A 22,948-nucleotide genomic window follows, 5' to 3' on the forward strand; every position below is an offset into this window, starting at 1 on the left:
TCTTCCTCTTTCTTCCGCTGTTTTTGTTTTTTGCGCGGGGGCGGCCGTGTGGTTCCCCCCCCGGCGCCGCCGCCGGTCCCCATCCCCGAGGAGCCGACATGCGTGTCCTGCTGGTCAACATGCCCTGGTCGCCCATCGACCTCCCGTCCCTCGCGCTGGGAATCCTCAAACGGAGCGTGGACGAGCGCGTGCCCGGCGCCGAGGCCGAGGTCCTGCACGCCAATCTCGAATTCACCGACTGGATCACGAGACGTACCGAATTCACCGGCGACGACTACGAGTACTACGCCCTGTCGTCCTACTTCATGGGCTGCGGCGACTGGGTGTTCTCCTCGGCCCTCTACGACGATCCGCACTGGCGCGAGGAGGAGTTCACCGCGGTGATGCGCGGGAAACTCAAGAAGTCGCGCATGGCCATGACCCACGCGCTGCACCGGGTGGTCCCGGAGTTCGTGGACGAGATCGCGCGGCGGATCGTCGCGCACGCGCCCGATGTCGTCGGGTTCACCTCCACTTTCCAGCAGAACGCCGCGGCGCTCGCCGCCGCCCGGCGGGTCAAGCAGCTCGCCCCGCACGTCGTCACCGTCATGGGCGGGGCCAACTGCGACGGGGAGCAGGGTGCCGCCGTGCACCGCAACTTCCCTTTCGTCGACCACGTCGTACGGGGTGAGGGCGAGGCGGCCTTCCCGCGGTTGCTCACGGCCCTCACCGACGGATCCGACCTCGCCGAGGTCCCCGGCCTGTGCCACCGGGGCCCCGACGGCGAGAGCCGCGCCAATCCGATGGCGACCCGTCCGCTGCCGCCCGCCGCGATCCTGCCGCCCGACTACAGCGGCTACTTCGAGCGCCTCGCCTCCTCCGCCGCCCGTCACTGGGTCGAGCCGAAGCTGGTGGTCGAGGGCGCCCGGGGCTGCTGGTGGGGCGAGAAGCACCACTGCACCTTCTGCGGGCTCAACGGCTCGTTCATGGAGTTCCGGTCCAAGAGCCCGGACACCTTCTACGAGGAGATCGTCGAACTGGCCCGCCGCCACCGGGTCCTGGACATGTACGTCGTCGACAACATCCTCGACATGGGCTACCTGACGACCGTGCTGCCCAGGATCATCGACAGCGAGTACGACCTGCGGCTGCACATCGAGATCAAGGCCAACATGCGCCGGCCTCAGCTCCGTACCCTCGCCGAGGCCGGGATGATCTACGTCCAGCCCGGCATCGAATCCCTCAACCACCGTGTCCTGGACCTGATGGACAAGGGCGTCAGCGGCTGCCAGAACGTCCGGATGCTGCGTGACGGAGCCGAGACCGGCCTGTCCGTGGCCTGGAACTACCTCCACGGCTTCCCCGGCGAGACCGCCCAGGACTACGACCCGGTGATCGCCCAGATCCCGGCGCTGGAGCACCTCGACCCGCCGGTCGACCTGTCGGCCCGGATCGCCATCGAACGCTTCAGCCCGTACTTCGAGCGCCCCGAACTCGGCTTCACGGGCCTCAGGCCCGAGGAGCACTACCGCTTCACCTACGACCTGCCGGAGGAGGAGCTGTACGACCTCGCGTACGTCTTCGAGGCACCCGCGCGAGGCATCGGCGAACCCACCGTCACCGCGCTGAACGACGCTCTGGCCGCATGGAAGAAGCACCACGCCGACGCCCGGCTGACCCACACCGATCTGGGCGACCGGATCGTCCTGGTCTCGCGGCGACGCGCCTTCGACTGGCGGACGACCGAACTGACCGACCCGTTCGAGGTGGCCTGCTTCCGCCTGCTCGACCAGCCGCACACCGTCACCGCCCTCACCCGCAAGGCCGCGCGCCAGGAGCCCGGAGCCGCCCACGACGAGGCCGGTGTGCGGCGCATCCTCGACGGCTGGGTCTCCCTCGGGATCGTCTTCACGGACGGCGGACAGTACGTGCACATCGCCCCGGCCGCCGTCAACGAGGACCTGCTGCGGCTGGACTTCATGCGCCACACCCACGCGGCGCGGCCCGAGCCCGCCGAGCCCGTCCACGCGTGACCGCGCACCGAGGAGGAGTACGCCCGTGACGCCCATCAGCACGTCGAGCACCCTGAGCCCGCCCGCCGTCCTCGCCTGGCGCGACTACGACGCCTCCGCCTGCGCACTCCCGGGCATGTTCCTGGGCGAACTCGCCCTGCCCGGCCCGCTGGAGGGCGAGAGCGAGCGGCTCTGGCAGCTCGGCGCCCGGCGGGTACGGCTGCCCGCGACCGTGGACCTCGCCGCCGCCGCGGACCCCGGGCGGGCCGCCGGGGCGGTGGCCGCGCTGAGCCTGGTACGGGATCTGACCGCGCGAGCCGTACTCGTCGAGTGGGACCTCCGTCTCCCTCCCCCGGCGGCCGACGCCTGGCAGGTCCTCAGCCACCTCCAGCCGCCCCGGCACATCGAGGGTCCCGCCGGGGCCGACGAAGCGCTGAGCGGCTGGCGGCAGGGCCACTATCTGTGCAAGTGCCTGTGGCGCAAGGGACCGGGCTTCGTACAGATCCGGGATCGCCGCTGGGGAGAACTGCGCCGGTTCACCGCCGACGAGCCGCACTACGAGGAGACGATCGAGCGCCTGGCGTACGGCGCGCCGGCGGACTCCGTGCCCGCCGACGTCCTGGACGACTTCCGGAGCGAGAAGCTCGTCCTCGACGTCGGCCCGCTCGCCTGGTGGCTGCCGTACCGGATCAGCCGCTGGCTCCAGGAGCCGATGACCATCTGACACCGCGGACCGGCGAGGGGGACGGCCCCGGCCGGCCACGGAAGCCTGGCGCCGCGTGTCAGCAGGTGCGGCCCGCGTAGTGGGCGCCCTGGATCCGGGCGGCGGAACCCAGCCAGGTACGGCCCGGGCCGACGCAGCGCTCGTAGTCGGGTGCCAGGGCCACCTCGACCTTGATCACCACGTTGGAGCCGTCGGAGGTGCAGTGGTTGTAGAAGGCGTCGGAGCCGGTCTCGTAGAAGCCGCACGGATCGGCGGCCGCCGGGGTCGCGGTGACGGTGCCGGCGCTCAGGAAGGACAGCGCGAGGGCGACGGAACCGAGGGTGCTGGTCAGCAGGCGACGGACACGCACAACGAACTCCTCATGGCAGGTGGGAAGGAGGAAACGGCGCCGGGAACGGCCGGGGCCGCCCGGCTGGGCACGCGCCCATGGTCACGGTCCGCGGCTGCCCGATCCGCCGCTTGCCTCGCCTTTCACCCGCTGAATCATTTCCTCGGTACGCCGACCGGATCACCTGCCTGGACGCCGGCCCGGAACTGCGGTAGGCGAACGCCTCCTGTCGGCCCGGTACAGTCACCCGCATGTCAACACCGGTACTGCGGGCGATCGAGGCCGACGGGACGTCCTGGGACGACCCGTCCGAGGAACGGCTCCACGATCTGCTGGCCGACATGAGCCTCAGCTGGCGGTTCGTCGTCGTGAGGCGGCTCGACCTGGAGCCTGCCGACCAGCACTACATGCAGGTCTTTCTCAACGACGACCTGAGCTATCAGGTGGAGTACCGCGAGGGAGGGCCGGACCGGCACTTCCAGGCATGGGTGCCCCGTGAGCACGGGGCCTTCGCGGTGGAGCCGGTGGCCGAGGTGCTCAATGCCTGGGCCTTCGGCCGACCCGGCTGGCGTGAGGCTCTTCCCTGGGTCCCGTGGTCACCCACCCCCTGACGACCGCGGGCTCGGACATCAGGGTCTCCTCCGGGTGGACGGCAGTCCGGCTGCGGTACCGGCGCCGGAGGTCACTCTCCGTCGATGTCCGGTTGGATCTCGACCGTGAAGGCCGCGTCCTCGGGGCCGGTGCCTTCCTTGTGCTCCCAGACGATCACGCGCACGTGTTTCCGTACGGCGCCGCGGCGGTCCCACTCGGACACCAGGTCGGTGACGACGAGGGCGGCGACGTACTCGGCGTCCTCCCTGGGGTCGCCGGTGGTGACGGTCCCCTGCCAACGCTCGGGATGGTCGCCGTAGGGGCGCCAGCCCTCGGAGCCGTGTGGCTCCTCCACCCGGTACACCCAGTCCGTCTCGGTGCTCATGGAGCCGATCCTGTCAGGGGGTGTGGCCGAACCCGCTTGAGTGGATGACCCGCCCGTGGCGGTGCCGGTGGCTCTCGCGTTCGCGGTGCAGCGCCACGAGTGCCGCGTCATCGTCAAGGCGTGCGCCGGTATGGGCGAGCAGATCGCGCTGGATGTGGTGGAGCAGTGATTCGGGGCCGGACTTGTTCCACTGCGCGGCCCGCGTCTCGAAGGGGTAGAAGCGACCGCCGGGGTCGCGGGCTTCGATGACGCCGTCCGTGTAGAGCAGGAGGGTGTCGCCGGGCTCGAAGGACACCACGTCGATGGTGTATTCGTCCGGTCCCTTCTCCTGGATCCCCAGGGGCGGCGCGGGGTGCAGGCTGGGAACGGTCAGACCGCTGCCGGGGCTGAGCAACAGGGGCGGTGGGTGTCCGCAGCTGATCATCCGGGTGATGTGGTCGTCGTCGGGGAGTTCCACCAGCAAGGCGGTCGCAAAGCGCTCGCCGGCCTCTGCCGGGGGCTCGAAGTCCGCCAGGTACCGGGCCACGCTCTGCTCCAGGGTGGCGGCCAGATCGGGCAGGGTGGCGTGCCGGTGGGCGGCCTCTCGGAAGGCCCCGAGCAGGAGGGCGGATTCACCGATGGCGGACAGACCCTTGCCCCGCACGTCTCCGATCATGATGCGGACGCCGCCGGTGATGCGGGTCGCCGCGTACAGGTCACCGCCGATCTGTGCCTCGTCCTCGGCGGCCATGTACAGGCAGGCGATCCGCAGCGGGCCCATCCGCTCCGGCAGCGGCCACAGCAGACCGTGCTGGGCGGCCTCCGCGACCGACCGCACCTGGGCCAGTTCACGCTGGTGCCGCTCGCGCACCACGCAGAAGAACACGATCAGGGCCGACAGCACGCCCAGGGCGAGGATCTGGACCAGCACGTTGCGCGAGAACAGCACGCCGAAGTGCCAGCCGATGTACGCCTGCGCCCCCGTAGCCAGGAACCCGATCAGCCCGGTCAGCCAGGGGCCGGCGAACGAGGCGGTGATCGCGGGGGCGATGACCAGGAGCGGGCCGAGATGGATGTCCTCCGGGACCAGCTGGTCCACCACCGTGATCACCAGGATGAGCACGATCGGGATCAGCAACAGCGCATGGCTCGACTGCCGTGGCCGCCGCACACCGGCAATGCCGTACCCGGCATTCACATCTTCCACGGTGCCACCGCCGGGGGCACCTGACGACCAGGGACCGCCGTGACCCCCTGCGACGGACGGCCAGGCGTCATCCCGGCGAGTGTCGTGTTCCGCGTCCCGCCCGGCCGAAGCCGCGGTGATGGCTGACGTGTGCGACACCGCCCACCATGATCGCCAGGCCGGCACAGAAGATCAGGGCCAGCGCGAGTCCGGAGCTGAACAGCGCCAGACCGTTCATGGTGGCAACGTCGTGATCAAGAACGGACACCGTGTATTCGGGGCCGCCCGACAGGTTGCCTGCGATCGCGAGGGCCGTGAAGGCGCCCGCGCCCGCGAGAAGGAGCAGTCCGATGAACCGCATCGCCCTCATCTCCTCGCCGGAGGGTGTTTCAGTCGGCCGTATACCCCTGTCCGCGCTGGGTACTCCGTGTCGCATGGCCGGTATCGAACTCAGAAGCGCAGCCTTCAGTGATCACAGCATGATCCCGCGCCGCTATGCCCACGACGCGGACAACGTCTCTCCGCCCCTCGCCTGGTCCGAAGCACCGGATGACACGGCAGAGCTGGCGCTGCTGTGCGAAGACCCGGACGCGCCGTCCGGCACCTTCGTGCACTGGCTCGTCACCGGGATCGACCCGCGCATCGGCGGCCTGGACGCGGGCGAGACGCCACCGGGCAGCCAGCCCCATCGCAACGGCTTCGGGGAACGGGGCTGGGGCGGACCGCAGCCCCCGGTCGGCGACGAAGCCCACCGCTACTTCTTCCGGCTCTACGCCCTCCCCGCCCCGGTCTCGCTCCCGGACCGGGCCACCGCCGACGAAGTCCACGCCGTCCTGGACCGGGAGCAGCTGGCCAGCGGCACCATCGTCGGGCTGTACCAACGCTGACCACGCCGACGAGGCGAACACCCGCGCCGGGCGGTCGGCCGCGGATCCTCAGCGAGCCGGCGCGAGGTCCGGGAACGGCTCGTCCGTGACGTACAGCCGGACGGCGGAGTTCAGGATTTCGTCCAGCGAGATGCTGCCGTTGCCGTCCGTGTCGAGGGCTACTGCCTTGGCCCGAGCCTTCTCCGGGGCCGCCCGCATCGCACAGAGCATGCGTGCCCATTCGTCGATGGTCACGGTGCCGTCGTCATCGTCGTCCGCGACCGCGATGACGGCCTTGGCCCAAGGCTCCACCATGCGGCTGAACGCCTCGCGGTTGTTGCGAAGATGAGCGCTGGCCGCCTGGACGAACTCCTGCTTGGTGATCTGCCCGTCGCCGTCGTCCGCGATGTCGACGAAGCCCTCCCACAGGCGTTGCGTGCCGGCGGTCAGCGCGCTGCCCTTGGCCGAGTTCGGTGACAGGCCGTACTCGGCCAGGATCTCCCTGGAGAGTTCTTTGAAGTCGGCCTCGGTCACCACACCGTCGCCGTCGCGGTCGAATCGGCCGAAACGGGCTGCGATCTTCTGTTGGTAGTCGCTCTCGCTCATCCAGGTCTCTCCTTCGCTCACCGGACTGTCGGTCACGGGAATGGCCCGCCTCACAGCCTGTGCCGAGGGCGCCGGGAGTCCGACGACGCCTCGCGCGGAGGTCCACCGAATGCCGCCCCGCTTTCACCGTGCTGCTCGCTCCCTCCCTTGCCGTCGCCGGTCCACTCGGTGAAGCGCTGTCGCCGGATGCAGCTGCTTGCGTTCCTGCCCGGACAAGCCGTCCAGGAGGCTGTGAGCGGGTACCTCGGGCTCCCTTCCAGTCGCCCACGGTGACGCGTTCGGCGGACGGCAGTCCTCGCGGCACTGCCGGGTCCGTCAGGGAGCCATCCGGGTACCCCTGTGCCGATGACGCTCCTGGCACGCGCACACCCCGGGGTAAGGATGGATCATGCAACGGATCACGGCAGCGGTGAGTGGCCGGCCGATGGTGGCCTGGCGGATCTCCGGACGGAGACCGCCGGTGGTGTGCGTGCACGGTGCCGGTGTCTCCAGCCGGGAGTTCCTGCCGTTCGTCGAGGCCCTCGGCCGCCACCATGACGCGTGGACCGTCGACCTCCCCGGGTTCGGCGCCAGCGCCGGCCCTCGGCACCCGCTGGGGTTGCGGGCGCTGGCCGACGCGCTCGACGAGTGGCTGACCGCCGTCGAGCTGGACCACGTGGTGCTCCTCGGCGGGTCCTTCGGCTGTCAGGTGGCCGTCGATGCCGCCGTACGGCATCCGGAGCGCATCGCCGGTCTGGTGCTGGTGGGACCGACCGTCGACCCGGCCGCCCGCGGCTTCGTCCGCCAGCTGCTGCGCTGGATGCGCAACGCGCCCCAGGAGCGCGTCTCCATGGCAGCGCTCAATCTGGCCGATTACCGTGACGCGGGCGGACGCCGCGTTGTCGGCGCGTTCGCCGAGTCGCTGCGCGACCGTATCGAGGACAAGCTGCCCCATGTCGTCATGCCCACGCTGGTGGTTCGGGGGGCGCAGGACCGGATGGTTCCCCAGGAGTGGGCGGAGGAGGCGACCCGGCTGCTGCCCGCGGGACGGCTGGCCGTGGTGGAGAACTCCGGCCACATGGTCCCCTACCGGCAGGCGCAGGCGCTGGCCGGGCTCGTCACCGATTTCCTCGCTCGGGAATGCGCGGCCGACGGTACGGGCGGTGCCGCGGGGCCGCACGAGCGGAGGTCGGCGAGGTGAAGGCGTCCAAGGCTGTGGCCTCGTTCGACTCGGCCACCGGCATGCTGCGTGCCTTGTCGCGCTTCCTCGCGGGCCGGGACGTCCCTGCACTCGGCAAGCTCCCGGCCGCCTTCGAGGTCCCTCTCTCCGGCCTGCTCGGCGCCCTGAACCGGTTGCCGATCGCAGCCCGGGAGCGGGTGTACGCGGCGAGTGGCTGGGCGGAGGCCATCCCGCGGCACCGCGTCGCCGACGTGCGTTCGGAGGTGCTCGCCGAGTGGGTCACCGGCCACTATCCCCGGCGCCGCTATCCGGTGATCTTCATCGGATCCGCCAACGGTGCCCTGGTCCACCTGGCCGCCGCCCTCGATGCGGCCTGGCTGCCGCAGACGCTGCTGCTGCCCGTCCGCCGCCGGGGCGTCACTCCGGACGATCCACGGGGTGACCTGGCCGCCGTCAGGGACTCCGGCCGGGCTCTGCTCGCGGCCAACCCGGACCTCGTACTGCACCATATGCACGATCCCAACCAGGACCGTCTCATGATCGCCGGAATGACGTACTTCCGGATCAAGTGGCGCAGGCTCCCTGTCGCCTACCGCCGGTTCATCCATGAGCATCTGGCCCCCGGCGGCCTGCTCGTCGCTGTGGACTGCACCCTGAGCTGGCCCACCACCAGGATCGACGACCGGTACCTGTTCCAGTTCGGTGCCCTGGGCGACGCCACGGCCCAGGAGTATCGCCAGGGAGGTCCCCGCGTCGCCGACCTGCTCGCCCGCTACGACGCCCCCGTACGCCGCTGGGACCCGCCCGCCGCCGACGGCGAGAGCCCGGAAGCGGAATGGGGGCTGGATCCCGCCTTGCTCGACGACATCCACGCCTTCGCCGACCGGCACCGGGTCGACGCGCGGCTGCTGCGCTTCGACACACCGCAGCGGCTCAGCCCCGCCGTGGCCGACCTGTACCGATCCTGGTACGCCGACCGTGGCCTGCCCACCGGGCGACTCCTGGTCGAGTCGTTCCTCCTGCTCGAACCCTGGTGGACCCTGCGCACGGGATCGGTGCCGTACTGGGCGGTCTTCGGCACGGAGGCCTCCCGCGTGAGCCTTGAGGAATACCTGGACGCCGCCGCCCCGTACGACGAGATCCGGATCCTGCTGTTCAACCACGGCACCGAGTCCATCGGCCTGGCCGGCGCGCGGGACTGGCTGCGTACGGCCGCCCGCGCACGCAAGATCGGCCTCCTGACCGGCGTGGACACCACCGCGTACCCGCGCGACTTCGCCGCCTTCGTCCGCTCGCACCGGGAACTGAGCAGGATCCGCGCCCGCTGTCCGCTGCCCCTACCGCTCGACATTGCGGACGCGGCCGGAGCACTCACCGCCCGGGACGAGATCGTCTGGCGTCCGATGACATGACCATAGCCCGAACGCCCTGCCTTCGGCCGGCACACGGCGCGGCGGCCGCGCATGAGCTCACCGGCACCGCAGCATGGTCGCCGACGTACACGCGGAGGATTCCTTGGCGCGCTGGAGAAGCTCGGGCCTGATGGCGGTGGCCTGTGCTGTCTGCCTGACCGGCTGCAGCACGCTCGGCGAACGGGAAGGGACGGCGTCCCGGGCAGCCCTGCGCTTCGAGGAGAACATCCGGCAGGTCGACGGGACGCGCGCCTGCGCGGCGCTGGCCCCCGAGACCCGGCAGGAACTGGAGCAGTCCGCCAAGGCCGGCTGCGCCAAAGCCCTCCTCGAAGAGAAGCTGCCCGACGGAGGCCCCGTGCGTGAGGTCCAGGTCTACGGACAGCAGGCACAGGTGGTCCTCAACGGCGACACCCTGTTCCTGTCGTCCTTTCCGGCCGGCTGGAAGATCACCGCGGCAGGCTGTACGCCGCGCCCGCGGCAGCCGTACCAGTGCCAGATCAAAGGCGGGTGACAGCAGAATGCGCACCCTGTTCACGCTCCTGCTGCTGACCGTCGGAGTCGGCCTCGGCTACTTCACCGCCGTAGGGCTGATGCACCGGTGAGCCGCCTGACACGGTTCCTGAAACACAACAGCCTGACCCTGGTTTTCGGAACCGGTTTCCTGCTCGCGCTCGCCGGCCAGGCCGTGTCCGGCCACGCCGAGTTCAACAACCAGCTCGTCACCGACGGCCTAGAACCGATCAGTTTCCTCCAATACCTCACGACTTCCGACTTCGCCGTGGATGTCACCGAGAACTGGCAGTCGGAATACCTGCAGTTCTTCCTCTACATCTTCGGCACCGTCTGGCTGCTCCAACGCGGTTCGCCCGAGTCCAAGGAACTCCACAAGGCCGGCGTGGAAAGTGACAGGGAACAAAAGGTCGGTGACCACGCCGGCCCTTCCTCACCCCGCTGGGCAGCCGACAAGGGATGGCGGCAGAAGCTGTACTCACGCTCCCTGGGCGTCGTCATGTGCGCCATTTTCCTGTGGTCATGGCTGGCCCAGTCCATCGCCGGCGTAGCCGCCTTCAACGAGCAACACCTGCGTCAGCTCCAGTCCCCGGTCTCATGGCCGCAATATCTCGGCTCCGCCGACTTCTGGAACCGCACCCTGCAGAACTGGCAGTCCGAACTTCTGGCCGTCGCCTCGATGGCCATTCTCTCGGTGTTTCTGCGCCAGCGCGGATCCCCCGAGTCCAAGCCCGTCGGCGCCGCCCACACCTCGACAGGAGTGGAAGGCTGAGGAGCACCGGCAATTCATGCCACGGCCTCCTCCACCGTCGCCCGCACGTCCACGACCTCATCGGCTCCGGTCAGCTCCAGCAGACGCTGAAGCTGCGGCGCGGGCCCGGCCACGCGCAGCTCTGTCGCCTGGTGGACGCGCAGGAGCAGATTCAGGACCGTCGAATCGGCGAAGGTGAGGCCGGAGGCATCCATCACCACCCTGGAGTACTTTCTGGCCGCGGTCTCCAGCGCCTCTGCCAGCGGAGAGACCGAGTCCAGGTCATAGGCGCCGTACGCGACGACGATCCATACCCCGTTCCGCTCGTATTGGACCAGACCGGTCGGTGACGGAATTCGACCATGGCCGTACTCGGAGGGATTCTCACTCCTCCCGGCGGGGTTACCCATACCGCCACTATGCCCCCGAGGTGCTCACAAACCCAGCCCCTGAGGGCTCCGGCGGCCGGCCGAAGCCCTCGGGGTGCCGGTGCCCGGACGCTAGCTACCGGGCCTCCGGTGTCAGGCTGCCTGCAACTCCAGCAGCGACGCCACCAGCCGGTCCACCTCCTCCCTCGTGTTGTACAGCGCCAGCGACGCGCGGGCTGCCGAGTCGAGGCCGTAGTGGGCCAGGGACGGCTGGGCGCAGTGGTGGCCGGCCCGGATGGCGATGCCGTCGTGGTCCAGCCAGTCGGCGATCTCGGTCGGAGTGTGGCCGGGCAGGGTGAAGGTCAGCACCCCGATCCGCTCGGCCGCCGGACCCAGCAGTTCGAGCCCGGGGACCTGGGCCAGAGCCTCCACCGCATAGGCCATCAGCTGCGTCTCGTAGTCCGCCACCGCCTTGCGGTCGAAGGCCGTCAGCCAGTTGAGGGCGGACAGCAGGCCGACGACGCCGGAGATGTGACCGGTACCGGCTTCGAAGCGGTGCGGGACCGCGGCGTAGGTCGTGCGGCCGAAGCTCACCGACTCGATCATGTTGCCGCCCGACTGCCACGGCGCCATGGTCTGGAGGATCTCCGGCTTGGCGTACAGGGCGCCGATGCCCGTGGGGGCGTAGATCTTGTGGCCGGAGAAGGCGTAGAAGTCGGCGTCCAGGTCCTGTACGTCGACGGGAAAGTGCGCCACCGCCTGTGCCCCGTCCACCAGCACCTTCGCCTGGTAGCGGTGCGCCAGCGCCGTCATCTCCCGCACCGGCGGCACGGTACCGAGGACGTTCGAGGCGTGGCTGATGACGACGAGCCGGGTCCGCGCGGAGAGCAGATCGGCGTACGCGTCCTGGTCGATGCTGCCGTCCGGCCGCAGGGGTACCGGCACGACGCGCGCGCGGGTCTCCTTGGCGACCAGTTGCCAGGGCACGATGTTCGCATGGTGCTCCAGCACCGGGACCAGGATGTCGTCTCCGGGGCCCAGGTTGGCGCGCCCCCAGCTCTGCGCGACCAGGTTGATCGCCTCGGTCGTTCCCCTGACGAAGACGATGCTCTCGGGCGAGGGCGCGCCCAGGAACTGCGCGACCGCGGCCCGGCCCGCCTCGTACATCTCCGTCGCCTCGCGCGCCATGGTGTGCGCGCCCCGGTGGATGTTGGAGTTGGCGGAGGCGTAGAACGCCGTCAGCGTCTCGATCACCTGCCGGGGCTTCTGTGTGGTGGCGCCGTTGTCCAGCCAGACCAGCGGGTGACCGTTGACCGTCCGGTGGAGGATCGGTACGTCCCGGCGGGCCGCTTCGGGCGAGAAGTCCTGGGAGGCGCCGGACGGCTGGGGGGCCATGGCCTGGCCGGTGAGTCCCGGAGAGCCGGGCATTCCAGGAGAGCCGGGGATTCCAGAAGACCCGGGAAGCATCGTCAGGCCCGCCAGGCCCGGAGCGGTCGGGGTCGTCAGGCCGGTGGATCCGGCAACGTCAGGAGTAGTCATGGTACTTGAACACCTCGACGTTCTGGAGCACGGCGAGCGCGTCCTCCACCAGCACCGCCGTGTTGAAGTACGCCGTCATCAGGTACGACGTGATGCCCTTCTGGTCCACGCCCATGTTCTTCATCGCCAGGCCCGGTTCGACCTCGTCGGCGACGTTCGCCGGCCGCAGGCCCACCACGCCCTGCTCGGCCTCGCCCAGCCGCATCAGCAGGATCTCGGTCGTACCCACGCCCGCGCCGCCGGAGAACCGCACCTTGTCCGACGGCAGGAGGGGCACTCCACGCCAGGTAAGCAGCGGGGTGCCGAAGCGGTTCTCGATCACCGGGGGCACACCCCGGCGTGTACATTCGCGGCCGAACGCCGCGATCGCCTTCGGGTGGGCGAGGAAGTACGCGGGCTGCTTCCACACCCGCGTCAGCAGCTCGTCCATGTCGTCGGGGGTCGGTGCGCCGGTGCGCGTCTGTACCCGCTGCCCGGGGGCCACGTTGTTGAAGAGCCCGAACTCCGGGTGGTAGAGCATCGAGGCCTCCTGCCGCTCGCGCAGTGCGTGAACGGTGAGGTTGGCCTGGGCCCGCGTCTGGTCGATCGGCCCGTTGTAGAGGTCGGCGACGCGTGTGTGCACGCGCAACACGGTCTGCGCGAGCGTCATGTGGTACTCGCGGGGCGCGTCCTCGTAGTCGACGAACGTCCCCGGCAGGTCCGGCTCGCCGACGTGCCCCGCGGTGAGGTCGACGGGGACCTCGGCACCGGCCATGACGTCGGCGCCGGCGACGTACGCGTCCATCGCGCCCCGTAAGGTGTCGTCCCGCTCGCTGAGCCGGGCGAGCTGCGCGCGCTCCAGGCAGAGGGCGACGCCGGCGGTCAGGGCCTGCACCCGGTACGGCATGGCCTCGGCGCGCGTCCATGCACCGAGGTCGAAGAACTGGCCGTCGCCGATGACGTCGAGGAGCGCGTCCGCGCCGTACTGCCCGGCCGCGCGTTTCTCCACGCGCCCGTGCACGATCACCCACAGCCGGTCGGCTGGGGCGCCTTCCTGGGCCAGCACCTCGCCCGGCTCGAAGCACACCTGCGTGAACGCACCGGCCAGCTCCTCCAGGAGCGTGTCGTCCGCCTCGCGCAGGTACGGCAGTTCGCGGAGGTCGCCTGCGATGACGCGCGGCGTGTCGTCGTTGGTCGTGCTGATGCGGTCGTCGCCCAGGACGTACGTACGGCGCCGGTTGACCCGGTAGACGCCGGACTCGACATCCACCCAGGGCAGTGCACGCAGCAGATAGCGCGGCGTGATGCCGCGCATCTGCGGTGTGGTCTTGGTGGTGTTGGCGAGTTGCCGTGCGGCATCCGGGCCGAGACTCAACCGCTCGCTCATGGAGAACTCTCCTCGCAGGTAGAGGGTGGGAACGAGGAGGGATCGTCTTCCCGCGCGCCGGTCGACCACAAGAGGCGATTTATCTGTAGATGGCAAGAATTATCCGCTATGCGCAACTTGCGGGAATCGCACGCCCACCCGACCGGCCTTTGTCGTCACAGGTCGCGACGCGTGGAGGTGACAGCAAAAGTTCTATCGGAACCGGGCCGGCCATAGCTCCGAATCGTCCATAGAAGGCCGAACTTCATCTCATATGAATGCTTTGTGAATCTCAAAGAAGTGATTATCCGTGGCGGCTGGGGTGTGTTCAGCTCGGCTCGCGCCACAGCGCTCCGGTCCGGCTGGTCGTCTTGTGCACCACCGTGGTTGTGTCGGGCTGGCGCGCCGTCCACACCTGGATCAGGACCTGCTCCACCGGGTAGTCCTCACCCTCGTCACGGTGGCGGGCATGGACCCTGAGCCGGTACGTCCCCGTGACGTCCACGTCGCCCATGTGCGTGCCGCACACGACGACCGGCCCGGACGGTGTCAGTCCGACCAGGCCCGTCTCGGACACGTCGGAGTCGCCGTCGTCGTCCGGGGCGAGCATCACATCCGGGTCGACGGGTCACGGGCGCGGTGTAGCCGGTCTTGTGCCGGTTGCCTGCTTGGCGGTGAGGGTCTTGACCGGGTTCATCGCGGCCTGCGCGGCGATACCGGTCAGGGCGAGGAGGAGAACAGCCGCCCCCAAAGCCGATAAAGTTGACGATCCGCTTCCGCATAGGCTTCACAGATGCATGCCGTACTGCACGCACTGTCGATCACCGGTTCCATGACCTGGGAGATCACCTGGGCCCTCATCCTGGGCTTCGCGCTGTCCGCCGTCGTCCAGGCCGTGGTCCGCAAGTCCACCGTCGTCTCCCTGCTCGGTGACGACCGGCCCCGCACGCTCGCCGTCGCCGCGGGCCTGGGAGTGGCGTCCTCGTCCTGCTCGTACGCGGCGGTGGCGCTGGCCCGCTCGCTGTTCCGCAAGGGCGCGAACTTCACCGCGGCGATGGCCTTCGAGATCGCCTCCACCAACCTCGTCGTCGAACTCGGGGTCATCCTGGCGCTGCTGATGGGCTGGCAGTTCACCGCCGCCGAGTTCGTCGGCGGACCCCTCATGATCACTGTGCTGGCCGTCCTCTTCCGGCTGCTCCTTCGCAAGGGGCTCCTGCGTCAGGCCCGCGAGCAGGCGGAACGGGGCCTTGTCGGGGCGATGGAGGGCCACGCCGCGATGGACATGTCCGTGCAGCGCGAAGGCTCCTTCACCCAGCGGCTGCTCTCCCGCGAGGGCCTCACCTCCACCAGCCATGTGTTCGTCATGGAGTGGGCGGCGATCCTGCGCGACCTCGTCGTCGGACTGCTGATCGCCGGCGCCATCGCCGCGTGGGTCCCGGATTCGTTCTGGCGCGCCTTCTTCTTCGACGGGCACCCGCTCGCGGCCAAGCTGTGGGGGCCCGTTATCGGCCCACTGGTGGCGATCGCCTCGTTCGTGTGCTCCATCGGCAACGTGCCGCTGGCGGTGGTGCTGTGGAAGGGAGGCATCAGCTTCGGCGGCGTGGTGGCGTTCATCTTCGCCGATCTGCTGATCCTGCCGATCCTCAACATCTACCGGAAGTACTACGGCGCCAGGATGGCCGCCTTCCTCCTCGGCACGTTCTACCTCGCGATGGTCATCGCGGGATTCGTCGTGGAGTTCGCCTTCGGCGGCCTCGGCCTGATCCCCGACCAGGCCGACGCGAAGATCCCCATGGAAGGCATCAGCTGGAACTACACCACCTGGCTGAACATCGCCTTCCTCACCCTTGCCGCCGTGCTCCTGGTGCGGTTCGTGCGGACGGGCGGGCCGGCCATGCTGCGGACGATGGGCGGCTCACCCGACGGCGGACACCATTGAGGGACCCGGAGCCCGCCCGCCCGAACCCGGGCGCTACTCGGCGGACAGGCCCTCCCGCATCGCCTTCGCGGTGGCTGCCGGGTCGTAGCCCTCGGGGACACCCGGCACCAGGATGATGTCGCCGTCGATGTGCCGTGACCGCAGCGGCGCGATCTCCTTGTACGCGGGCGAGTCCCACCAGGCCCGCGCCTCGGTGATGCCGGGGAAGGAGATCACCACGACGTGCCCGGGCCAGCTGCCTTCCTTCACCTCGTGCTGCGCGGCGTGCACGAGGAAGCGGCCACCGTACGGCTCGAAGGTGGCGGTGATGCGCTCGATGTAGTCGGCGATCTCCGGGTGCGGAGCGGCTTCCTGCAAGTGCGCTATGGCGTAGGCGGGCATGGTGTCCTTCCGGTCGATCGAGCTGCGTACGGTGACGATCTTGTCATGCCGGCGCCCTGAGATCGATGACCTGACGGGTAAACGCCCTTTCGGCACACGGACTTACGCCGCGTTGCGCCACACCTTCATGTCCAAGGTGGCTGACGTCGTCCCGGACGAGCCCCGGAACGTCACCAGTCCGACGTGCCCGGTCCCGCTGATGACGCACATCTGCTGGCCGACGGCGAGGTCCTTGATCCAGATGTAGCTCTTGTAGCCGGTCGCCGCCTTGCACGCGTCCAGGCTGCCCTGCCGGCCCGCGGGCAGCAGGGCGAGAGAGCTTCCGGAGTCGGTTCCGGGGGCGAGGAGCGCGCCCGCGGAGTAGACGGCGTAGGTCAGATCCTCGTCGGAGGTACCGGTGTCCGCCTTGGACCGCACCGGGGTGTCCGCCAGGTACAGGTCGTGGCTCTTGGTCATCCGGATCCCAGCGTACGTCGACGGGGCGGGGGCCTTCGCTGCCGGGGGCTTGCTCGCCGCGGTGGTCGGCGGAGCCGACGGCGTCGTCGGCGTGGGTGTCGGGGGCTCCGAAGGGCTGGGCGGCACCGCGGACTCGGTGGCCTTCGCCTTCTTGGACGCCTTGGCGGTCGGGGAGTCGGACGGCGACGGCGACGACTCGGGGGTCGTCGCCGACCGCGACGCGGCCACGTCCTGGGTCCGCTCACCGCCCTTGGCGCCGTTGTCCGGAACGAGCAGCAGGGCGACGGCCGCTCCGCAGGCGACGAGCGCGACGGCCGCCGCGGACAGCAGCCAGATCCGCCGCCTGCGGCCCGTGCCGGCCGCGGCGACCGGGGAGGTCGGGGCCCCGGCCGGGTCGTGCGGCTGCGGCGCGCCGGCCGGAGCGTACGCACCCGGTGCGGCTCCCGGCGCCATCACGAACGGCCCGGGGAGGGCGGCATGGGACGGCGAGGTGGGAGAGTAGGCCGCCGGCGGCCCGAATCCGCCGGGGCCGGCGGGCGGGACGACGCCAGGGGCGCCGGGCGCGTAGGGGCCGTCGGGAGCGCTGGGTGCGCTGTCGGCACCCGAGGCCGCGATGGCGCCGGGAGCGCCGGCAGCGCCCGAGGGGTGGGCGGTCTGCGCCGTACCCGGCGTCGCCGTCCACGCCCGGGCCTGATCCGCGCCCGCGGCCCGCGCCCTTATGCCCGCGGCCAGTTCGCCCGGCAGCCACGCCCCGGACGCGTACCGTGCCTCGTCACCGCGGTACGCCTGGATCGCCTGGACGGAGCGGATGATCTCTTCCACGGTGGGCCGTTCGGCGGCGGGCTTGCGCAGACACCGGGCCACCAACTCCTGGATCTCGGCCGGGACGCGGCTGAGGTCGGGCTCCGTGTGCACCACCCGGTACAGCACCGCGTGCGGATCGCCGTCTCCGAACGCGGCGCCGCCCGTCGCCGCGAACACGGCGGTCTGCCCGAGGGCGAACACGTCGGCCGCGGGGGCGGCGTCCGCGCCGAGCACCTGCTCCGGCGCCATGTAGGCGACGGTGCCCAGGGCCGTACCGCTCTGGGTCAGTGACGTGGCGTCCGCCGCGCGCGCCACACCGAAGTCGATCACGCGCGGGCCGTCGGCGGCGAGCAACACGTTCGACGGCTTGAGGTCCCGGTGCACGATGCCTTCACGGTGCACCGCCTGCAGGGCCTCCGCGACACCGGCGATGAGCCGCAGCACGGTGTCGACGGGGAGCGGGCCGTGCTCGCGTACCGCGTCGGAGAGGGAGGGGCCGGGCACGTAGGCGGTGGCGCACCAGGGCATCGGCCCCTCGGTGTCGCTGTCGATGACGGGAGCCGTGTAGATCCCGTGGACCCGGCTCGCCGCGGCCACCTCGGCCCGGAACCGCTTGCGGAACTCGACGTTCTCCGCGAGTTCGGGCCGGATCACCTTGACCGCGACGGCCCGCCCGCCGGGGGTGTGCGAGAGATAGACCCGCCCCATGCCGCCGGATCCGAGCCGGGCCACGAGCCGGTAGCCGCCCACGGTCCGCGGATCGCCGTCCTCCAGCGGCTCGAAACTCTCCGTATCGGGCCCACCGTTGCTCAACACGTCGCACTCCACCCCGAGATCTGCTTTGTCGCGCCCCATTGCATCATGGGCCCCTCGCGGCCTCGGCGGCCCTGGCCCTGGGCTACGGCTGACGCCGCGTCACGCTGTCGTGGGTGGCCAGGCGACGGGCGACACAGGCCGTGATGGCCGGGATGATGCCGGTCATCTCAGGACGCCAGCCCGGGACGGCGTTCACCTCGCAGATCGTGTAGGTGTTCCCGGAGGTGAACAACAGGTCCACGCCCGCGATGTCCAGGCCCAGGACGCGTGCCGCACGCACCGCCAGCTCCTCTGCCTGCGGATGGCGGCCCCCGCACCGGGTGGCGGAGCCGCCCTGGGCGATGTTGGCGGCGAGGGTGCCGTTGCGCGAGGTGTGCTCTACGGCGTCCACCGGTTCGCCGTCGACCACGACCACCCGCAGGGTCCGGCCGTGTGAATGTGCTACGTGTTCCTGGAAGAGGAACGGCACGTCTTGCGTGAGGCTGCCGGCCACCTCGCGCAGCAGGTGCGGGTCGGGGGCGAGGAAGACCCGTTCGCCCTTGGCTCCGCTGACGGACTTCACCACGCACGGCGTGCCCAGGTCCGGGCTGCGGACGACGCCTTCCAGGGGGGCGGTGGCGTAGGTGAGAGTGTCGGGCACCGGCAGGCCGGCCAGGGCGAGTTCCTGCAGCTGCCAGATCTTGTTCCGGGACTTGAGCTGGGCCTCGACCCTGTTGACGAGGGTGCTGCCCATGCGGTCGAGGTGCCGCAGCAGGGTCACCTCGCGGTCGTCGCGCATGGGGCCGGCCACCTGGCGTACGCACACCACCTTGGGGGCGGGCAGGTCCGTGCCGCCCAGGGTACGGAGCGTCAACCGCCCGCCCCGGACGCCGAAGAGCAGCTCGTCGGTGTGCCAGACCGCGAAGCGGGGACCATGGGCATCGGCGAGCGCTGCCGCCAGTTCCTCGGTGGACCGGCGCAGCACGGCCGGTCGCTGCCGCACCAGCATCCACACCTCGGCGGGTGCCGGACTCCCCGGCACGACGCGGTGCTCATCGACCACTCTGGCTCCTCACCTCTTCGCCGTCCACCGCTCGCGGGCCGTCGACGGGGTCCGTCTCGCGGTTCCGTGATCACAGTGTCACGAACGGTAGTGGGTGGGCACCATCATGAGAGTCCCGCGTCACTCCGTGCCGAACCACGCTTGTGCCAGCGACGGCAGCGTTCCGTCGTCAGGTACGCCCAGTTCCCGCATGTACCAGGGGAGGTTGCTGTACACGTGCAGCAATGTGTACGCGAGCAGCGCGGACGGCTCGCAGGTGTGGCCGTACGCCCTGGCGAGCCGGGTCAGCAGGGCCGGATCGCCGCGGGTGACGAACAGCCCCACGCCCACGAAGTCGTACGCGCGGTCACCGATCATGGCTGGTTCGAAGTCGAAGAGCCCGGTCAGGCGCCATCCGTCGGGATCGACGAGGAAGTGCTGCCGCATGACCTCGGTGTGCAGCAGGGAACGGCGCGGTGCGCGCGGCAGCGGAACCGAGGCGAGGAAGTCCGGGATCTGCTCCAGCCAGGCGGCCGGAAGTCCGTGGGCGCGCTGCTGTTCCACGGCACCGGCACGTCGGCGGTCCAGGAAGACGCCCCAGTCCTCGGGGCCGAGCACGTCCGCGAGCGGATCGGGGTCGAGGGAGTGCAGCTCCGCCAGGGCTTCGCCGATCTCGGTGACGAGCCGTTCGCGGTGGCCCTGTGACACACGGTCCCAGCTGCGGGCCAGGTTCTCGCCGGGGAGCCGGGACATCAGGACGTAGTGCCAGCCGTTCTCGTACGTCCCGACATCACGCACCCGCGGTGTCGGGACCGGCAGCCGTCCCTGGAGGTGGGCGAGGACGCGGCCTTCGGCGACGCCGTGCCGGGCGGCGGGGCCGGGGAACAGCTTGAGGACATGTGCGTCACCGACCGCGTAGACCGGCTGCGACCCGTCCGGGAAACGAGTCAGCGGTACGCCGGCGAGACCGAGGCGCTTGCAGAGGTCCTCGGCACCGGGGCGCATCACGGTCTCGTCGAGGACGACCGCGTCCCGTTCCTCGTCTGTGTGCACGGCGGGCAGCATGATCGGGACCGTAGGCCGCACGGCTGCCGGCACGCAACGGGAAATCGCTGCTCCAGCCGTCGTCATCGGTGACCTGTTGCCCGCATGCGCGTGCTGTCAGCCGGTGTGGGGCGTGCCCAGGTACGGGAAGCCGGGGAGCAGGTCGGTGTGGGGGCCGATGTGGTCGGTGGGGACCTTGCCCGCGGTGAGCATGGCCAGCCGGGCAGAGGTGACGTCGTCGGTGAGGGTGCGGCCGTTGGGGTAGGCGGCGGGCTTGCCGCGGTCGTAGCGCAGGATGTCCGGCAGTACGGTCCGCAGGGCCCGCTCGGCCGACTGCCGGTCGTAGCCGCCGAAGTGCTGGAGCACGGCGGACCAGGGTTCGCGGTAGGTGTCCCAGTCGTCGGCGGGTTCGCCGGCGTTGTAGGCGTCCTTGACGTCCTCGGCGTTGAAGTAGGCGGTCAGGGAGGGGTGGGCTCCGCGGTCGACGGACGTCAGCTGTCCGTCCTGGCGCAGGCTCACCCGCGCCCACACGCCGATCTCGGGGCCTGTGCCGAGTTCGGCGTCCGGCATCTCCAGCACGATGCCGAAGACGTTCTTGTCGGCTCCCCAGTCGACACCGGTCCACTGGAACTTGTTGACGATGCCGTCGAGGTCGGCGAAGAACGGGTCGCTGCGGAGCCCGGCGAAGAAGGTGTACGGCCCGGACTCCACCACCCCGGGATCCGTACCGAAGCTCACCGGCACGTCGGTGAAGAGCGTCTCGCCGGCGGCCTCGTGCGCACGCGCCTGATCGCCGGCGGCCCGGTGGACGGTGACGGTCTGCTGTCCGTCGGCGGGCGGGGAGAACACGAAGCTGAACGCCACGTCGGCCTGGTGATCTCCGTCGGTGTCCACGTTGATGCGGTACACCGCGTCGGGATGGAATGCCTGGCCGCCCGTCGGGGCGATCGGGTTCACATTCATGATCAGTACGGTCCGTTCGCCGGGCGCGGCGAAGGCGAACACATCCGTCAGATCGAGCCGGGCGTCGTCCATGGGGGAGCGCAGATGGGGGCCGCTGAGGTGGTGAGACATACGCCCAGCATCCACACGGCACCGTCCGGCGACCCGGCGGCACGACCGTCGCCGTCCCCGGAATCACGCCCTTGTCGGATGCGCTGTCGGTTCAGAGGCTGAGCGTGATCGCCGCGCCGATGCCGCCCAGGCCGAGAGCGACGGCAGCCTCCGCCCAGCCGCCCTTGCCCCAGCGGAAGAACCGGTCGACGGCCAGTCGCCCCGGACCGATGGCAGCGACGGCCAGGGCGACGACAGCGATGGCCACGTTGTATTCCACTCCGCCGTCGGCGGCCCACAGGCCGTGGGCACCCGTGACCGTGGCCATCGCATTGATCATGACTCCGATCACGGCGGCGGCCGCGAGCGGCGTCAGCAGCCCGACGGCCAGGCCCAGGCCGCCGAGCAGCTCGGACAGCCCACCGATGACGGCGAAGAGCTTCCCAGGGCGGTACCCCAGGGACTCGAAGCCCTTGCCGGTCGCGGTCAGGCCATCGCCTCCGAAGAACCCGAAGAGCTTCTGAGCCCCGTGCGCGGCCATCAGCAGGCCGAAGGTCAGCCGGACGAGCAGCAGACCGCAGTCGGCGGCGGTCGCCACGGGCTCGGGGGCAGTCGATTGTGTGGAATGAGCAGAACTGTTCAAGATGCGCTTGATCATCATGGCAAGGCTCCAGCGTCGTAGAGCGCACCCCCTAAGGCGATCCTTCCGTCGCGGGCGGTGTCGTGCATCTGGGCGGTGACGCTGACGAAAAGACCCGGGTCGGAGCGCCCGCGACGCGGTCGGCCGGTGACCCACCAGCAGGTGCCCCCGTCAATCCTCCGTATGCCGGACGCGCGGTCGGGGGAATCCTCCGGCGCCACGGACACCCTGGCGGTTTCGTGTGTCACGCTGCGGACGAACGCCCCGCTCCAACCGCCCGGGCCCCGGTCCAGTGCAGGAGGCAGTGCCCTTGATCGCCGACGAAGGCCCTCTCGGCTGGGACACCTCCGCCGCGGCCGACGCCTACCGGGACCGCGACATGCGGCTGGCCGAGAGCCTGATCTTCCCCGCTGTGCTGGACCGGCTCGGCGGGAGCGCGAGCCCCGACCGGCTGGCCCTGGACGTCGGGTGCGGTACCGGCGCGGTCGCGGCGCGGCTCGCGGGTACCGGACGGTGGACGGTCCAGGCTCTCGATCTCTCGGCGGACATGCTGGACATCGCCCGTGCCGACCGCCCGCACCCGCGTATCACCTACCGGCTGTTCGACGGCCGCGCCCTGGACTGGCTCGCCGACGACAGCGTCGATGCGGCCGTGTGCTGCCTGGTGTACTGCACCGATCCCGACGACGGCCGGCTGGCCGACCTCACCGCCGAGATCCGGCGCGTCCTGCGCCCTGGCGCCCCGTACCTGCTGGCCGATCTCAACCCGGCGTCGACCGGCGTGGCGTTCTCCACCGTGCGCCACGGCGAGCCGGGGGCCGTGTACACCGACGGTGACACCGTGGCCACGCGGCTGCGCCTGCACGACGGCACCACGATGACCACCACGACCTACTACCGCTCTCTCGATCGGTACCGGTCCTTCCTCACGGAGGCAGGTTTCCCCTCCCCCGTCGTGGACCTGCCCACGCTGCCTGTCGACGGCCCCACGGACGAGGCTCCGGCGGAGACCCGCACCGCCCCGTACATGATCTTGACGACTCACGCCTGAGGC

At 70.4% G+C, this 22,948-nt stretch carries 25 protein-coding genes; 10 read left to right on the top strand and 15 right to left on the bottom strand.

Features of this window, described 5'->3' with window-relative positions:
• Positions 1-98 precede the first annotated feature (98 nt).
• On the top strand, positions 99-2,012 hold the full coding sequence (locus tag ABZ937_RS24495) for a RiPP maturation radical SAM C-methyltransferase (RefSeq protein WP_361695248.1): 1,914 nt from the start codon (positions 99-101) through the stop codon (positions 2,010-2,012).
• Between the two features lie 34 nt (positions 2,013-2,046).
• Positions 2,047-2,715 (top strand): DUF5825 family protein, encoded by a 669-nt coding sequence (locus tag ABZ937_RS24500; protein ID WP_361695498.1) that lies wholly within the window; start codon positions 2,047-2,049, stop codon positions 2,713-2,715.
• A 58-nt stretch (positions 2,716-2,773) separates the two neighbouring features.
• On the opposite strand, the gene ABZ937_RS24505 is transcribed toward ABZ937_RS24500, so the two are convergent.
• Entirely contained in the window at positions 2,774-3,064 is a 291-nt protein-coding gene (locus ABZ937_RS24505; protein WP_361695250.1) for a DUF6355 family natural product biosynthesis protein, read from the bottom strand.
• 230 nt (positions 3,065-3,294) lie between these two features.
• Between ABZ937_RS24505 and ABZ937_RS24510 the strand changes: the two genes are divergently transcribed.
• Entirely contained in the window at positions 3,295-3,654 is a 360-nt protein-coding gene (locus tag ABZ937_RS24510) for a hypothetical protein (RefSeq protein ID WP_361695252.1), read from the top strand.
• Between the two features lie 71 nt (positions 3,655-3,725).
• Here ABZ937_RS24510 and ABZ937_RS24515 read toward each other — a convergent pair whose 3' ends face one another.
• From ABZ937_RS24515 to ABZ937_RS24525, 3 genes are all read right to left on the bottom strand, one after another.
• A complete protein-coding gene (locus ABZ937_RS24515; protein ID WP_361695254.1) occupies positions 3,726-4,019 on the bottom strand; it encodes a hypothetical protein in 294 nt (97 codons plus the stop codon).
• 13 nt (positions 4,020-4,032) lie between these two features.
• Positions 4,033-5,205, bottom strand: a complete 1,173-nt coding sequence (locus ABZ937_RS24520; protein ID WP_361695256.1) for a PP2C family protein-serine/threonine phosphatase — start codon at positions 5,203-5,205, stop codon at positions 4,033-4,035.
• A gap of 67 nt (positions 5,206-5,272) precedes the next feature.
• Entirely contained in the window at positions 5,273-5,545 is a 273-nt protein-coding gene (locus ABZ937_RS24525; RefSeq protein WP_361695258.1) for a hypothetical protein, read from the bottom strand.
• A gap of 73 nt (positions 5,546-5,618) precedes the next feature.
• On the opposite strand from ABZ937_RS24525, the gene ABZ937_RS24530 reads away from it, so the two are divergent.
• Positions 5,619-6,071, top strand: a complete 453-nt coding sequence (locus ABZ937_RS24530) for a YbhB/YbcL family Raf kinase inhibitor-like protein (RefSeq protein ID WP_361695260.1) — start codon at positions 5,619-5,621, stop codon at positions 6,069-6,071.
• Positions 6,072-6,119: 48 nt separating this feature from the next.
• Here ABZ937_RS24530 and ABZ937_RS24535 read toward each other — a convergent pair whose 3' ends face one another.
• The gene (locus tag ABZ937_RS24535; protein WP_361695262.1) at positions 6,120-6,656 is read right to left on the bottom strand and encodes an EF-hand domain-containing protein; all 537 of its coding nucleotides are present in this window, start codon (positions 6,654-6,656) and stop codon (positions 6,120-6,122) included.
• Positions 6,657-7,044: 388 nt separating this feature from the next.
• Here ABZ937_RS24535 and ABZ937_RS24540 point away from each other — a divergent pair, with 388 nt between their 5' ends.
• The 4 genes from ABZ937_RS24540 to ABZ937_RS24555 all read left to right on the top strand — a co-directional run bounded on the left by ABZ937_RS24540 (position 7,045) and on the right by ABZ937_RS24555 (position 10,509).
• Complete coding sequence (locus tag ABZ937_RS24540) at positions 7,045-7,836, top strand: alpha/beta hydrolase (protein WP_361695264.1); 792 nt, start codon at positions 7,045-7,047, stop codon at positions 7,834-7,836.
• Positions 7,833-9,227 (top strand): hypothetical protein, encoded by a 1,395-nt coding sequence (locus ABZ937_RS24545; protein WP_361695266.1) that lies wholly within the window; start codon positions 7,833-7,835, stop codon positions 9,225-9,227. The genes ABZ937_RS24540 and ABZ937_RS24545 overlap by 4 nt, the downstream gene beginning before the upstream one ends.
• A 103-nt stretch (positions 9,228-9,330) precedes the next feature.
• Positions 9,331-9,738, top strand: a complete 408-nt coding sequence (locus ABZ937_RS24550) for a hypothetical protein (protein WP_361695268.1) — start codon at positions 9,331-9,333, stop codon at positions 9,736-9,738.
• Positions 9,739-9,825: 87 nt separating this feature from the next.
• Positions 9,826-10,509: a DUF6766 family protein gene (locus tag ABZ937_RS24555; RefSeq protein WP_361695270.1), complete on the top strand. Its 684-nt coding sequence runs from the start codon at positions 9,826-9,828 to the stop codon at positions 10,507-10,509.
• A gap of 14 nt (positions 10,510-10,523) precedes the next feature.
• Here ABZ937_RS24555 and ABZ937_RS24560 read toward each other — a convergent pair whose 3' ends face one another.
• The 4 genes from ABZ937_RS24560 to ABZ937_RS24575 form a co-directional block, all read right to left on the bottom strand.
• Complete coding sequence (locus tag ABZ937_RS24560; protein WP_361695272.1) at positions 10,524-10,898, bottom strand: STAS domain-containing protein; 375 nt, start codon at positions 10,896-10,898, stop codon at positions 10,524-10,526.
• Between the two features lie 111 nt (positions 10,899-11,009).
• Complete coding sequence (locus ABZ937_RS24565) at positions 11,010-12,395, bottom strand: SufS family cysteine desulfurase (protein ID WP_361695274.1); 1,386 nt, start codon at positions 12,393-12,395, stop codon at positions 11,010-11,012.
• The gene (locus ABZ937_RS24570) at positions 12,382-13,761 is read right to left on the bottom strand and encodes a family 2B encapsulin nanocompartment shell protein (RefSeq protein ID WP_361695276.1); all 1,380 of its coding nucleotides are present in this window, start codon (positions 13,759-13,761) and stop codon (positions 12,382-12,384) included. The genes ABZ937_RS24565 and ABZ937_RS24570 overlap by 14 nt, the downstream gene beginning before the upstream one ends.
• A gap of 307 nt (positions 13,762-14,068) precedes the next feature.
• Entirely contained in the window at positions 14,069-14,350 is a 282-nt protein-coding gene (locus ABZ937_RS24575; protein ID WP_361695278.1) for a hypothetical protein, read from the bottom strand.
• A gap of 183 nt (positions 14,351-14,533) precedes the next feature.
• Here ABZ937_RS24575 and ABZ937_RS24580 point away from each other — a divergent pair, with 183 nt between their 5' ends.
• Positions 14,534-15,679: a permease gene (locus ABZ937_RS24580; protein WP_361695280.1), complete on the top strand. Its 1,146-nt coding sequence runs from the start codon at positions 14,534-14,536 to the stop codon at positions 15,677-15,679.
• Between the two features lie 33 nt (positions 15,680-15,712).
• On the opposite strand, the gene ABZ937_RS24585 is transcribed toward ABZ937_RS24580, so the two are convergent.
• The 6 genes from ABZ937_RS24585 to ABZ937_RS24610 form a co-directional block, all read right to left on the bottom strand.
• Entirely contained in the window at positions 15,713-16,060 is a 348-nt protein-coding gene (locus ABZ937_RS24585; protein ID WP_361695282.1) for a DUF1330 domain-containing protein, read from the bottom strand.
• A gap of 102 nt (positions 16,061-16,162) precedes the next feature.
• A complete protein-coding gene (locus ABZ937_RS24590; protein ID WP_361695284.1) occupies positions 16,163-18,136 on the bottom strand; it encodes a serine/threonine-protein kinase in 1,974 nt (657 codons plus the stop codon).
• A gap of 82 nt (positions 18,137-18,218) precedes the next feature.
• A complete protein-coding gene (locus ABZ937_RS24595; RefSeq protein ID WP_361695286.1) occupies positions 18,219-19,178 on the bottom strand; it encodes a RimK family alpha-L-glutamate ligase in 960 nt (319 codons plus the stop codon).
• Between the two features lie 120 nt (positions 19,179-19,298).
• Positions 19,299-20,222, bottom strand: coding sequence for an aminoglycoside phosphotransferase family protein (locus tag ABZ937_RS24600; RefSeq protein WP_361695288.1), 924 nt, complete (start codon positions 20,220-20,222; stop codon positions 19,299-19,301).
• Between the two features lie 96 nt (positions 20,223-20,318).
• A complete protein-coding gene (locus tag ABZ937_RS24605; RefSeq protein WP_361695291.1) occupies positions 20,319-21,275 on the bottom strand; it encodes a DUF4331 family protein in 957 nt (318 codons plus the stop codon).
• Positions 21,276-21,366: 91 nt separating this feature from the next.
• A complete protein-coding gene (locus ABZ937_RS24610; RefSeq protein WP_361695293.1) occupies positions 21,367-21,852 on the bottom strand; it encodes a DoxX family protein in 486 nt (161 codons plus the stop codon).
• Positions 21,853-22,204: 352 nt separating this feature from the next.
• Here ABZ937_RS24610 and ABZ937_RS24615 point away from each other — a divergent pair, with 352 nt between their 5' ends.
• Positions 22,205-22,945, top strand: a complete 741-nt coding sequence (locus tag ABZ937_RS24615) for a class I SAM-dependent methyltransferase (RefSeq protein WP_361695295.1) — start codon at positions 22,205-22,207, stop codon at positions 22,943-22,945.
• Positions 22,946-22,948 lie beyond the last annotated feature (3 nt).

The organism is Streptomyces sp. NPDC046727, from assembly GCF_040645635.1.
Lineage (GTDB): Bacteria > Actinomycetota > Actinomycetes > Streptomycetales > Streptomycetaceae > Streptomyces.